12 protein-coding genes are annotated in these 12,868 nt (G+C 68.9%); 5 read left to right on the top strand and 7 right to left on the bottom strand.

Features of this window, described 5'->3' with window-relative positions:
• The 4 genes from gatA to F3J10_RS30675 all read left to right on the top strand — a co-directional run.
• Nucleotides 1–1,262 (top strand): Asp-tRNA(Asn)/Glu-tRNA(Gln) amidotransferase subunit GatA (gene gatA, locus F3J10_RS30660; protein ID WP_167243683.1); only part of this gene is annotated, 1,262 nt, incomplete at its 5' end.
• A 3-nt stretch (nucleotides 1,263–1,265) separates the two neighbouring features.
• On the top strand, nucleotides 1,266–2,741 hold the full coding sequence (gatB, locus tag F3J10_RS30665; protein ID WP_025097220.1) for an Asp-tRNA(Asn)/Glu-tRNA(Gln) amidotransferase subunit GatB: 1,476 nt from the start codon (nucleotides 1,266–1,268) through the stop codon (nucleotides 2,739–2,741).
• A gap of 219 nt (nucleotides 2,742–2,960) precedes the next feature.
• On the top strand, nucleotides 2,961–3,800 hold the full coding sequence (locus F3J10_RS30670; RefSeq protein ID WP_025097219.1) for a PPK2 family polyphosphate kinase: 840 nt from the start codon (nucleotides 2,961–2,963) through the stop codon (nucleotides 3,798–3,800).
• A gap of 66 nt (nucleotides 3,801–3,866) precedes the next feature.
• Nucleotides 3,867–4,640, top strand: coding sequence for an exodeoxyribonuclease III (locus tag F3J10_RS30675; protein WP_025097218.1), 774 nt, complete (start codon nucleotides 3,867–3,869; stop codon nucleotides 4,638–4,640).
• A gap of 120 nt (nucleotides 4,641–4,760) precedes the next feature.
• Here the strand turns inward: F3J10_RS30675 and F3J10_RS30680 are convergent, their stop codons facing one another.
• On the bottom strand, nucleotides 4,761–5,819 hold the full coding sequence (locus F3J10_RS30680) for an NAD(P)-dependent alcohol dehydrogenase (RefSeq protein ID WP_025097217.1): 1,059 nt from the start codon (nucleotides 5,817–5,819) through the stop codon (nucleotides 4,761–4,763).
• Nucleotides 5,820–6,060: 241 nt separating this feature from the next.
• On the opposite strand from F3J10_RS30680, the gene F3J10_RS30685 reads away from it, so the two are divergent.
• A complete protein-coding gene (locus tag F3J10_RS30685; protein WP_025097216.1) occupies nucleotides 6,061–7,011 on the top strand; it encodes an AraC family transcriptional regulator in 951 nt (316 codons plus the stop codon).
• Between the two features lie 72 nt (nucleotides 7,012–7,083).
• Here F3J10_RS30685 and F3J10_RS30690 read toward each other — a convergent pair whose 3' ends face one another.
• The 6 genes from F3J10_RS30690 to F3J10_RS30715 all read right to left on the bottom strand — a co-directional run bounded on the left by F3J10_RS30690 (nucleotide 7,084) and on the right by F3J10_RS30715 (nucleotide 12,849).
• Nucleotides 7,084–7,989 (bottom strand): M48 family metallopeptidase, encoded by a 906-nt coding sequence (locus F3J10_RS30690; protein ID WP_240155753.1) that lies wholly within the window; start codon nucleotides 7,987–7,989, stop codon nucleotides 7,084–7,086.
• 34 nt (nucleotides 7,990–8,023) lie between these two features.
• Nucleotides 8,024–9,340 carry an AmpG family muropeptide MFS transporter gene (locus F3J10_RS30695; RefSeq protein ID WP_025097214.1) on the bottom strand — a complete coding sequence of 439 codons (1,317 nt, stop codon included), beginning with the start codon at nucleotides 9,338–9,340 and terminating at the stop codon, nucleotides 8,024–8,026.
• 9 nt (nucleotides 9,341–9,349) lie between these two features.
• On the bottom strand, nucleotides 9,350–9,964 hold the full coding sequence (gene metW, locus F3J10_RS30700) for a methionine biosynthesis protein MetW (protein WP_013699723.1): 615 nt from the start codon (nucleotides 9,962–9,964) through the stop codon (nucleotides 9,350–9,352).
• Nucleotides 9,961–11,106, bottom strand: a complete 1,146-nt coding sequence (locus F3J10_RS30705; protein ID WP_166914684.1) for a homoserine O-acetyltransferase — start codon at nucleotides 11,104–11,106, stop codon at nucleotides 9,961–9,963. Before F3J10_RS30705 ends, metW begins: the two co-directional genes overlap by 4 nt.
• Before the next feature lie 268 nt (nucleotides 11,107–11,374).
• Nucleotides 11,375–12,127, bottom strand: coding sequence for a nucleoid occlusion factor SlmA (gene slmA, locus F3J10_RS30710; RefSeq protein WP_167243684.1), 753 nt, complete (start codon nucleotides 12,125–12,127; stop codon nucleotides 11,375–11,377).
• Complete coding sequence (locus tag F3J10_RS30715) at nucleotides 12,094–12,849, bottom strand: pyrimidine 5'-nucleotidase (protein WP_167243685.1); 756 nt, start codon at nucleotides 12,847–12,849, stop codon at nucleotides 12,094–12,096. The genes slmA and F3J10_RS30715 overlap by 34 nt, the downstream gene beginning before the upstream one ends.
• Nucleotides 12,850–12,868 lie beyond the last annotated feature (19 nt).

The following is a 12,868-nucleotide window of genomic DNA, read 5'->3' on the forward strand; positions in this document are numbered from 1 at the left end:
TGTTCGTCACGCGCGGCTGGCGCTCCACCGCCGGCTCGAAGATGCTGGCCGACTACACCAGCCCGTTCGACGCCACCGTGGTCGAGCGGCTCGCCGCGGCCGGCATGGTGACGCTCGGCAAGACCAACATGGACGAGTTCGCGATGGGCTCGTCCAACGAGAACTCGGCCTTCGGCGCCGTGAAGAACCCCTGGGACACCCTGGCCGTGCCGGGCGGCAGCTCGGGCGGCAGCGCCGCGGCGGTGGCCGCGCGCCTGGCGCCGGCCGCCACCGGCACCGATACCGGCGGCTCGATCCGCCAGCCGGCCTCGTTCGCCGGCGTCACCGGCATCAAGCCGACCTACGGGCGGGTGTCGCGCTACGGCATGATCGCCTTCGCCTCCTCGCTCGACCAGGGCGGCCCGATGGCGCAGAGCGCGGCCGACTGCGCGCTGCTGCTCGACGCGATGGCCGGCTTCGACGCGCGCGATTCCACCAGCCTGGAGCGCGACGACGAGCAGTTCGGCCGCCATCTCGGCCAGGCCTGGACGCCCGACGCGGTGGCCGGCCGGCCGCTCGAGGGCCTGCGCATCGGCCTGCCTAACGAGTATTTCGGCGAAGGCCTGGCGGCCGACGTGCGCGCGGCGATCGACGCGGCGCTCAAGCAGTACGAGGCGCTCGGCGCCACCCTGGTGCCGGTCTCGCTGCCCAAGACGGAACTCTCGATCCCGGTCTATTACGTGATCGCGCCGGCCGAGGCCTCCTCGAACCTGTCGCGCTTCGACGGCGTGCGCTACGGCCATCGCGCCGCCCAGTACGGCGACCTGCTCGACATGTACAAGAAGTCGCGCGCCGAGGGCTTCGGGCCCGAGGTCAAGCGCCGGATCCTGGTGGGCACCTACGTGCTCTCGCACGGCTACTACGACGCCTACTACCTGCAGGCGCAGAAGATCCGCCGCATCATCGCGCAGGATTTCCAGAACGCCTTCGAGCAGTGCGATGTGATCATGGGCCCGGCCTCGCCGAGCGTGGCCTGGGATCTCGGCGCCAAGGGCGACGATCCGGTCCAGATGTACCTGGCCGATATCTACACGCTGTCGGTGAGCCTGGCGGGCCTGCCCGGCATGAGCGTGCCCTGCGGCTTCGGCGCCGGCGCCAATGCGCGCCGCCCGGTCGGCCTGCAGATCATCGGCAACTATTTCAACGAAGCCCGGATGCTGCAGGTGGCCGACGCGTTCCAGCGCGTGACCGACTGGCACAAGCAAGTTCCGGCGGGGGTGTAAGACATGGCTCAGCAGTGGGAAGTCGTTATCGGTCTGGAGACGCACGCGCAATTGTCGACGGCGTCGAAGATCTTCTCGGGCGCCTCGACGCAGTTCGGCGCGGAACCCAACACCCAGGCCTGCGCGGTCGACCTGGCCCTGCCCGGCGTGCTGCCGGTGCTCAACCGCGGCGCGGTGGAGCGGGCGATCCGGCTGGGCCTCGCGCTCGGCTCGACGGTGGCGCAGCGCAGCATCTTCGCGCGCAAGAATTACTTCTACCCGGATCTCCCCAAGGGCTACCAGATCAGCCAGTACGAGATCCCGGTGGTGCAGGGCGGCCAGCTCACGATCCAGGTGCCGGCCAACGAGAAGGCGGGCAAGGAAGCCTACTCGAAGACCATCAACCTGACGCGCGCCCACCTGGAAGAGGATGCCGGCAAGTCGCTGCACGAGGACTTCGCGGGCATGACGGGCATCGACCTGAACCGCGCCGGCACGCCGCTGCTCGAGATCGTCACCGAGCCCGAGATGCGCAGCGCCGCCGAGGCGGTGGCCTATGCCAAGGCGCTGCACGCGCTGGTGATGTGGCTCGGCATCTGCGACGGCAACATGCAGGAAGGCTCGTTCCGCTGCGACGCGAACGTCTCGGTGCGCCCGCTGGGGCAGGAGAAGTTCGGCACGCGCGCCGAGATCAAGAACCTGAACTCGTTCCGCTTCCTGGAGGACGCCATCAACTACGAGGTGCGTCGCCAGATCGAGCTGATCGAGGACGGCGGCACGGTAGTGCAGGAAACCCGCCTTTACGATCCGGACAAGCGCGAGACGCGCTCGATGCGCAGCAAGGAAGACGCGCAGGATTACCGCTATTTCCCGGATCCGGACCTGATGCCGGTGGTGATCGACCCGAAGTGGATCGAGCGCGTGCGCGGCGAGATGCCGGAGCTGCCGGCCGCGATGCAGCAGCGTTTCGTCGAGCAGTACGGCGTGACGCCCTATGACGCGGTGGTGCTGACCGCCAGCAAGGCGATGGCGGCCTACTTCGAGGCGCTGGTGGGCAAGGCCGGCGCGGCCAATGCCAAGGTGGCCGCGAACTGGCTGATGGGCGACGTGTCGTCGCTGCTGAACCGCGAGGGCATCGAGATCGACGCCAGCCCCGTGTCGGCCGCCCAGCTCGCGCTGGTGCTGCAGCGCATCGCCGACGGCACCATCTCGAACAAGATCGCCAAGGAAATCTTCCAGGCGATCTGGGACGAGAAGGCCGGCGACGAAGCCGCCGCCGATCGCATCATCGAGGCCAAGGGGCTCAAGCAGATCTCCGACAGCGGCGCGCTGGAGGCGATCATCGACGAGGTGCTGGCGGCCAACGCCAAGTCGGTCGAGGAGTTCCGCGCCGGCAAGGAGAAGGCCTTCAACGCGCTGGTCGGCCAGGCGATGAAGGCGACCAAGGGCAAGGCGAACCCGGCCCAGGTCAACGAGCTGCTGAAGAAGAAGCTGGGCTGAGGCGGGGGCGAGCCGCGGCGGGGTCGCCCGCCGCAGGGTCGCCTGCCGCAGGATCGCCTGCCGCAGGGTCGCCAGCCGCTTCAACGGGCCGCTGCCGGACCGGGTGTCCGCGGCGGCTCGTTGCGTTATGCTCGTCGGTTCGTGTCGCGGCAGCGGCCATGCCGGCAGCGTCCGGCCCGCCGCGCCCGCGACATCCCGAACCCGTTCCAGGAGGCAGTGATGGCGAAGCCAGTGTCGCTCGACGATTTCCTCGTACCGTTCCACACCGACGAGAAGGCCGCGGCCGCGTTCCAGCTCGATCGGTTCGAGCCCGGCGCCAAGCCGTTCTCGGCGGGCTCGAAGGACACCGACCGGGCGCGCCTGTCCGAGCTGTCGATGAAGATCGACGCGCTGCAGGACATGCTGCACACGCAGCCGCGCAAGCGCCTCCTGCTGGTGCTGCAGGGCATGGACACCAGCGGCAAGGACGGCACCGTGCGCGCGGTGTTCCACGAGGTCGACCCGCTCGGCCTGCGGGTGGTGCCGTTCAAGGCGCCCACCTCGGTCGAGCTGGCGCACGACTTCCTCTGGCGCGTCCACGCGCAGGCGCCGGCCGCCGGCGAGCTGACCATCTTCAACCGCAGCCACTACGAGGACGTGCTGGTGCCGCGCGTGCTGGAGAGCATCGACAAGACCGAATGCGAGCGCCGCTTCCGGCAGATCCGCCAGTTCGAGGAGATGCTGCACGAATCGGGCACCACCATCGTCAAGTGCTTCCTGCACATCTCAAAGGGCGAGCAGCGCGAGCGCCTGCAGTCGCGTATCGACGATCCGAACAAGCACTGGAAGTTCGACGTCTCCGATCTCGAGGCGCGCAAGGACTGGGATGCCTACCAGATCGCCTATCGCGACGCGCTGGCCGCCACCTCGGCGCCGCATGCGCCGTGGTACGTGATCCCGGCCGATTCCAAGACGCATCGCAACGTGATGGTCGCCGAGCTGCTGCTGCGCGAGCTGACCGCCATGAAGCTGGCCTATCCGCCCGCCAAACCCGAACTGGAGGGCGTGAAGGTCGAGTGAGCCGCCGCCCGGATCACGCCTTGCGCCCCAACCCACGAACCGAACAACACTGAACGGAAACACATCATGCTGCGTGTCATCACGGCGAACCTGAACGGCATCCGCTCGGCCGCGAAGAAGGGCTTCTTCGACTGGCTCGGCGACCAGAAGGCCGACTGCGTCTGCGTCCAGGAAATCAAGGTGTCGGCCGACGACCTGCCGGCCGAGTTCGCGGCGCCGCACGGCTTCACCGGCCATTTCCACCATGCCGAGAAGAAGGGCTACAGCGGCGCGGGCCTCTACACGCGGCGCGAGCCCGACGACCTGATCATCGGCTACGGCAGCAGCGAGTTCGACAGCGAGGGGCGTTATGTCGAGGCGCGCTACGGCAAGCTCTCGGTGATCTCGGTCTACGTGCCCTCGGGCTCGAGCGGCGAGGAGCGCCAGCAGGCCAAGTTCCGCTTCATGGCCGAGTTCATGCCGCACCTGGCCGAGCTGAAGGCGAAGAAGCGCGAGGTGATCCTCTGCGGCGACGTCAACATCGTCCACAAGGAAATCGACATCCGCAACTGGAAGAGCAACCAGAAGAACTCGGGCTGCCTGCCCGAGGAGCGCGCCTGGCTGACCCAGCTGTTCGACGAGGTCGGCTACGTCGACGTGTTCCGCACGCTCGACCCGCGCCCGGATCAATACACCTGGTGGAGCAACCGCGGCCAGGCCTACGCGAAGAACGTGGGGTGGCGGATCGACTACCAGATCGCCACGCCGGGCGTGGCCGGTACCGCCAAGCAGACCTCGATCTTCCGCGATATCAAGTTCAGCGACCACGCGCCGCTGACGGTCGACTACGACTACAAGTAACCGCGCGGCCGCTCGATGAAACGGCGCCGCCGGGAGGAATCCCGGCGGCGCCGTTCTGCTTTCGCGGCGAGGCTGGCGCGCCGCCGGGCGGCAGCGCCTCACCTCATCGCCTGCCCGACTTCAGGCTGCCTGCTTCAGCGAGGCGATGTCGATCACGAAGCGGTACTTCACGTCGCTCTTGAGCATGCGCTCGTAGGCGGCATTGATGTCCTGGATCTTGATCATCTCGATGTCCGAGGCGATGCCGTGCTCGGCGCAGAAATCGAGCATCTCCTGCGTCTCGGCGATGCCACCGATCAGCGAGCCGGCCAGGCGGCGACGCTTGAAGATCAGGTTGAACACCTGCGGCGACGGGTGGTCGTGCTCGGGCGCGCCCACCAGCGTCATGGTGCCGTCGCGCTTGAGCAGGTTCAGGAACGGGTTGAGGTCGTGCTGCGCGGCCACCGTGTTGACGATCAGGTCGAAGGAGTTGAGATGCGCGTTCATCTGCGCCTCGTCCTTCGAGATCACCACTTCGTGCGCGCCCAGGCGCTTGCCGTCCTCGATCTTCGAGGGCGAGGTGGTGAACAGCACCACGTGCGCGCCCATCGCGCGGGCCAGCTTCACGCCCATGTGACCGAGGCCGCCCAGGCCGACGATGCCGACCTTCTTGCCGGGGCCCGCGCCCCACTGGCGCAGCGGCGAATAGGTGGTGATGCCGGCGCACAGCAGCGGCGCGGCGGCGGCCGGGTCGAGCTTGTCCGACACGCTCAGCACGAAGGCCTCGTCGACCACCACCTGCGAGGAGTAGCCGCCGTAGGTGATCTCGCCCGTCACGCGGTCCTGGCCGTTGTAGGTGCCGACGAAGCCGTTCTCGCAGTATTGCTCGAGGCCGTCCGCGCAGCTCGGGCAGGTGCGGCAGGAATCGACCAGGCAGCCGACGCCGACCATGTCACCGGTCTTGAAGCGCGTCACTTCCGGGCCGACCGCCGTCACGCGGCCGACGATCTCGTGGCCCGGTACCACCGGGTAGACCGAGTTGCGCCACTCGTTGCGCGCCTGGTGCAGATCGGAGTGGCAGACGCCGCAGTAGAGGATCTCGATCTGGACGTCGAGATCGCGCAGCGCGCGTCGCTGGATTTCGAGGGGGGCGAGCGGCGAAGTCGCGCTCTGCGCCGCGTAGGCGTAAGTCGTGCTCATTGAGGAGGCTCCTTACCATGGGAATCGAAACGATTCGCGCGACCGCTGGAACGAAGTACCCGGAGGATCCGGGAGGCCGCGACGAAACGGGTACCCATGGTAGGGACGGGGCTGGGGACCCGATATACCTGAAGGTCTTGAAGCTTTGCCCATTCCTCTTGAATTGTGCATTCGCAGCACGCAGGGGCCGCCCACGATGCTAGATTGCAAGCCTGATCCTATTACGGCCATGGGACGCGCAATGAGCTTCGAACCCCTGATACCGGATGGCGACCTGCGCGTGCAGCAGCGCATCATCGCGCTGCTCGGCCGGCTCGCCCCGAACGACGGCATCACGGATGCCGAACTGGAAGGCGTGCGCTTCATGCGCGTGAACACCTCCACGCCGCGCTGCCCGGTGCTCTACGAGCCCAGCATCGTGATCGTCTGCCAGGGTCGCAAGATCGGTTATGTCGGCGATCGCACCTTCGTCTACGACGAGCGCCAGTACCTGGTGATGTCGGTACCGCTGCCCTTCGAATGCGAGACCTTCACCGCCGAACACGGCCCGTTCCTGGCGATCTCGGTGCGCATCGATCTCGGCGTGATCGCCGAGCTGGCGATGCTGCTGGAGGAAACCCACGGCGCGGCCGTCAGCGAGCCCGACAGCATCTGCTCGACGCCGCTCGGCGCGCCGCTGGCCGACGCGGTGCTGCGCCTGCTGGAGGTGCTGCAGTCGCCGCACGACACGCGCGTGCTGGGCCCCTCGATCATGCGCGAGATCGGCTATCGCGTGCTGACCGGCGAGCAGGGCGACGGGATCCGCGCGGCGCTGGCCCAGCAGCATCACTTCGGCCGCATCGCCAAGGCGCTGCGCCGCATCCACATGCATCTCGAGGGCGAGCATTCGGTCGACATGCTGGCGGCCGAGGCCGGCATGAGCGCGGCCGTGTTCCATGCGCATTTCCGCCGCGTGACCGGCACCTCGCCGATGCAGTACGTGAAGGCCACGCGCCTGCATCACGCGCGGCTGCTGCTGGTGCAGCACGGCGTGAGCGCGGGCCTGGCGGCCGCGCGCGTCGGTTACGCGAGCGCCTCGCAGTTCAGCCGCGAATTCAAGCGCATGTTCGGCCGCAGCCCCGGCGACGAGGTGCGCTGGGTGCAGGCCTCGCGCGGCCTGGTGGCGAGCGACGAGACCGTCGAGGTCGAATGAGAAGGGCGCGCCGCCCGATGCGCCCGATGCGCATCCTCATCGAGATCGGTGCATCGACGCCCCCGGGCGGCTTCAGCGCAGCCGCGTCTTGCGCTGCACCGCGCTGATGCCCGCATAAGGCGGCAGCGTCTCGACGCGCTTGCCGATCGCCTTCGCATACACCGGCATCCAGTCGCCGAGCCGCTTGAGCAGGTCCTGCCGGCGGCGCTTGTCGTAAGGGTGGGCGTAGATGAAGCCGTGCGCGCGGTCGCCGCGCGTGGCGGCGGCGAGCTTGTCCCACAGCGTGATGGCCGCGCGCGGATCGAAGCCGGCGCGCGCCGCGATGTCGCCGCCGATCACGTCGGCCTCGGTCTCGTCGGTCGGCCCGTAGCGCAGCGCGGCGAGCCGCTGGGCGATGTCGGGCAGCGCCGGCAGCGGCTCGGTCAGGCCGTACAGCGAGGAGATTGGATTGGCGCCGAGCGTGGCGGCCACCTGCATGTCGCCGAGCCCCTCGCGCGCGTGCTCGCGCAGCGCATGCGCCATCTCGTGGGCGAGCAGCACGCCCCATTCGTTGTCGTTGAGCCGGAGCCGGTCGAGCAGCCCGCTGTCGACCAGCAGCTTGCCGCCCGGCAGGCCGATGATGCGCGTGCCGCGCGAGCGCACCACGTTGAGCTCCCAGTGCCAGCCCTTGACGCGATCGTTCCATTTCACCGCATAGGGCGCGAGCCGGTCGACGAAGCCGTGCAGCCGCTTCACGCGCGCGTCGTCGGCGGGCAGCAGCGTGTTCGACTGCGCGGCGGCCTGCACCATCTGGCGATATTGCGCGGTGGTGATCTGTTCCAGGACCGGCGAGGGGATCAGGTTGCGGAACGCGAAGGCATTGCCGTATTGCACGCCGGGCTGGGCCGGCGCGTAGCCGGCGGCATGCTGGGCAGCGGGAGCCGCGGCGGCGGCCGCCTCGCTGGCCGCCAGCACCGGCGCGGCACAGGCCAGCAGCAAGCCGGCGGCGGCCGTGCCGAGGACTTTCGCGAACTCAGCCGGCACGCGCGGCCTCGTCCTGCGCGCGGCCGCTGCCCCAGGGCGCGACCTTGAACAGCAGCAGCATGCCCGGGATGCCGAGTGCGGCGCAGACCAGGAAGTAGTCGAACCAGCCGATCCTCGCCACGATGAAGCCGCTGGAGGCCGAGGCCAGCGTGCGCGGCACCGAGGCCAGGCTGGTGAACAGCGCGAACTGGGTGGCGGTGTAGCGCGGGTCGGTGGTGCTGGCGATATAGGCCGTGAAGGCCGCCAGCGTGAGCCCGGTGGAGAAGGTCTCGAAGCCGTACACGCCGGCCATCAGCACCGGATCGGGGCCGGCCTCGGCCAGCCAGGCGAAACCGAGCGTGGAGGCGATCTGCACCAGGCCGAAGATCCACAGCCCGCGCGCGATGCCGATCTTGACCAGCCAGATGCCGCCGAGGATGCCGCCGGCCAGGCTGGCCCAGAACGCGGTGGTCTTGGCCAGCACGCCGATCTGGGTCTTGTTGAAGCCGATGTCGAGGAAGAACGAGGTGGACAGCGTGGTGGCCATCACGTCGCCGAGCTTGTAGACGAAGATGAAACCGAGCACCAGCAGCGCGTTGCGCCAGCCGCCGCGCGCGAGGAATTCGCGGAACGGCAGGATCACCGCGTCGCGCAGGTTCTTGGGCGGCGCGCCGTGCATCTCGGGCTCGCGCACCAGCAGCGTCATCGCGATGCCGGGCAGCATGAAGGCGGCCGTCACCATGAACACGAGGGTCCAGGGCAGGTGGTCGGAGAGGATCAGCGCCAGCGAACCCGGCACCAGCGCGGCGATCTTGTAGGCGTTCACGTGCACCGCGTTGCCGAGCCCCTGCTCGGTGTCGCGCAGCAGCTCGCGCCGGTAGGCGTCGATCACGATGTCGGAGCTCGCGCCGAACAGGGCCACCAGGGTGGTCAGCGCGGCCACGGTCCAGATCGAGTCGCGCGGCGAGACGAAGCCCAGGGTGGCGATCGCCGCGGCCACCAGCAGCTGGGTGACGAACATCCAGCCGCGCCGGCGGCCCGGGCGCCAGCCCGGCAGGCGCGGCACGTAGCGGTCCATCAGCGGCGCCCAGAGGAATTTCCACGTATAGGGAAACTGGATCAGCGCGAACAGGCCGATTTCCTTCAGGTTGACCCCTTCCGAACGCAGCCAGGCCTGCACCAGGTAGACCAGCGTGAACAACGGCAATCCCGAGGTGAAGCCGAGGAACACGCAGATCAGCATGCGCGTGTTCAGGAAGGCTCGCCAGCCGGGATGTTCGTCGTGCGCGGCCAGCGCGGGTGCGTCGTGCTGCTCGGGAGAGGTCATGAAGGGTCGTCAGGGATGGCTTCGCTTGACGCGATAGACAGCAAGACTACCACGCCAGTTCGCGCCCCAACGGACCGGCTGGCCGCCGTGCAGCACGGCCCGATCGAGGATCTCGATGCCCACCTCGGGCGCCAGCGCCTCGAAATCCTTGATGGTCAGCACCCGCACGTTGGGGGTGTTGTGCCACTGGTAGGGCAGCGATTTCGACACCGGCATGCGCCCGCGCAGCACCGACAGGCGGTGCGCCCAGTAGCCGAAGTTCGGGAACGAGACGATGCACTCGCGGCCCACGCGCACCGTCTCGCGCAGGATCGCCGCGGTCTGGTGGATGGTCTGCAGGGTCTGCGAGAGGATCGCGAAATCGAAGCTCTGGTCCTCGAACAGGCGCATCCCGTCCTCGAGGTTCTGCTGGATCACGTTGACGCCGTTCTTCACGCAGCCGAGCACGCCCGCGTCGTTGATCTCGATGCCGTAGCCGGTCACCTCGAGCTCCTCGGCCAGCAGCGCGAGCAGCGAGCCGTCGGCGCAGCCGAGGTCGAGCACGGTCGAGCGCGGCTCGACCCAGCGCGCGATGGCGCGGAAGTCCGGCCGCGCGGACAGCATCGTCAGGGCTTGCTGGTTCATGCTCCCACCTCCACGGCGATACGTTCGTAATAGGCGCGCACCACGTTGTGGTAGCGCGCGTCGTCGAGCAGGAACGCGTCGTGGCCGTGCGGCGCGTCGATCTCGGCGTAGCTGACCTGGCGGCGATTGTCGAGCAGGGCCTTGACCAGCTCGCGCGAGCGCGCCGGCGCGAAGCGCCAGTCGGTCATGAAGCTGGCCACCAGGTACTTGGCGCGGGTCTTCGCCAGCGCGGCGGTGAGGTTGCCGTCGTAGGCCTTGGCCGGATCGAAGTAGTCGAGCGCGCGGGTGATCAGCAGGTAGGTGTTGGCGTCGAAATACTCGGCGAACTTGTCGCCCTGGTAGCGCAGGTAGGACTCCACCTCGAACTCGACGTCGAAATTGAAGTTGTAGGCGTCGAGCGCGCCGTCGGCGCGGCGCAGCGCGCGGCCGAATTTCTCGGCCATGTCGTCGTCGGACAGGTAGGTGATGTGGCCGATCATGCGCGCCACGCGCAGGCCGCGGCGCGGGATCACCTGGTGCGCGTAGTAGTTGCCGCCGTGGAAGTCGGGATCGGACAGGATCGCCGAGCGCGCCACCTCGTTGAAGGCGATGTTCTGCGCGGAGAGCTTGGGCGTGGAGGCGATCACCATGCAGTGCGCCACGCGATCCGGGTACATCAGGCTCCAGGCCAGCGCCTGCATGCCGCCCAGGCTGCCGCCCATCACCGCGGCGAAGCGCTCGATGCCGAACGCGTCGGCCACGCGCGCCTGCGCGTTGACCCAGTCCTCCACCGTCACCACCGGGAAGCGCGCGCCATAGGGCGTGCCGGTGGCCGGGTCCAGGCTCATCGGGCCGGTCGAGCCGAAGCAGGAGCCCAGGTTGTTCACGCCGATCACGAAGAAGCGGTTGGTGTCGAGCGGCTTGCCCGGGCCCACCATGTTGTCCCACCAGCCGGTGCTGCGCGGATCGTCCGCGTAGATGCCGGCCACGTGATGCGAGGCGTTGAGTGCGTGACAGACCAGCACCGCGTTCGAGCGCGCGGCGTTCAGCTCGCCGTAGGTCTCGACGACGAGCTGGTAGTTGCCGAGCACGCTGCCGCTTTGCAGCCGCAGCGGTTCGGCGAAATGCATGGTCTGAGGAGCGACGATGCCGATCGATTCCATTCGTTCCGCCTTGTTGACTGGGCGGCTAAACGGTGTCGGCGATGCGCGGAGTCGAAGTTGCGCGGCTGACGACCTCTTTAGCCGCATTTGTAGTGAACCCGCCGGTGTTCCGGTGGGTTCGCGCGCCCGCAATCGAGTCAGCAAATCGGCGCGTTCTTCGGGTGTCGTCGCGCCCAGGGCGGCGACGAGCCGGGCAAAGTATAGCGGAAATCGGCGCGGCGGTTGCGCGCGGGCGGGGGCAGGGCGGGGTGGACTCCCGCCCGCTGCCTCAGCGCAGGATCAGCTGCAGCTGGATGTCGGCCTGCTCGGCGGGCGACTTCGTGAAGCCGCTGCGCGCGTAGCGATGCCAGCGACCCAGCACGTGGGTGACCAGCAGGTTGGCGCGCAGGGCCGGGTCGTAGCCGGCCGGCTGGAGCGGTGCGCCGGCCTCGCCGGCGGCGCCTGCCGCGCTCGTCGGGCTGCGGGTCGGCTGCTCGCCGTTGCCGTCATCGTCCCTGGCCGCCAGCGCGAGGCGCAGGCACTGCCGCACCGAGGCCTCGACGCGCTCGAGCATGCGGTCCACGCGCTCGCCGAGCCGCTCGTGCTCGCCGACCAGCGCCTCGCCGGTCAGCACCCGCGTCATGCCGGGGTTGCGGGCCGCGAAGTTCAGCAGCATCAGCCCGATCGCGCGCGCCTGCAGCACGCCGTCGGGCTCCTTTTCCAGGATCTGGTTGATCAGGCCGAAGATGGTGGTTTCGATGAACTCGATCAGGCCTTCGAACATCTGCGCCTTGCTGGCGAAATGCCGGTACAGCGCCGCCTCCGAGATCTCCAGCCGGGCCGCCAGCGCCGCGGTGGTGATCTTCTCGCGCTTGGGCGCCTCCAGCATCGCCGCCAGGGTCTGCAGGATCAGCACCCGGCGTTCGCCCGGCCTGGGCCGCGTGCGGCCGCGCGGCGCGGCGGCCCCGGCGGTGCCCGGGCTGCCGTCGGCGGTGGTCTCGTCGTCGTTCAAGGCCGCGTGGCGCGGTTCAGTCGGCTGCATTTCTGTCGCCCCGATCGTGTGCTCAGTCGCAGCGATTGTAGCGAAGCAATACGACGATCGACATAGTGCGGCCGTCCCACGCGCGGCTGATGGTCGGGCAGGTGCCCGGTGATCCAGATGGTGCGGATGCCCAGGCGCTTGTAGCGCTTCAGGTGCGAGCGCGTGTCTTCCACCAGGATCGCCTCGGCCAGCGCCACCCGGGCGTCGCGCATCGCGCGGCGCAGCATGGTGGCGTCGGGCTTGGCGCGCCAGGCGCGGCGGTCGCGCATCTGCTCGATCGCGATCACGCGCTCGAAGTGTCGCTCGATGCCGAGCTCGGCCAGCACCGCGCGCGCATAGACCTCGGGCGCGTTCGTCAGGATCAGCTTGCGCCCGGGCAGCGCGGCCAGGCGGCGCGCCAGCCCGCGCTCGGCGCACAGCATCGAGGGCAGGTCCTCGAAGGTGTGGACCACCTTCAGGAAATCGTGCGGATCGACCGGGTGATGGCGCGCCAGGCCCAGCAGGGCGGCGCCGTAGCGCTGCGTGTAGTAGGTGCGCAGATGGTCGGCACGGGCCCGGTCGACCTGCAGCGTGTCGATGATGTACTGCGTCATCGCCGTGTTGATCGCCGGGAAGACCGCGTGCGAGGCGTGGTGGAGGGTGTTGTCGAGGTCGAACAGCCAGACCGGGCGGCCGGCCAGGGGGCGCCGGCGGCGGGGGCGGCGCGCGAGGCGCGCGCCGATGTCGGCACCGGGGCCGCTG

Origin of the sequence: Burkholderia sp. Cy-637 (assembly GCF_011753175.1) — a bacterium.
GTDB classification, from domain to species: Bacteria; Pseudomonadota; Gammaproteobacteria; order Burkholderiales; family Burkholderiaceae; genus Burkholderia; species Burkholderia gladioli.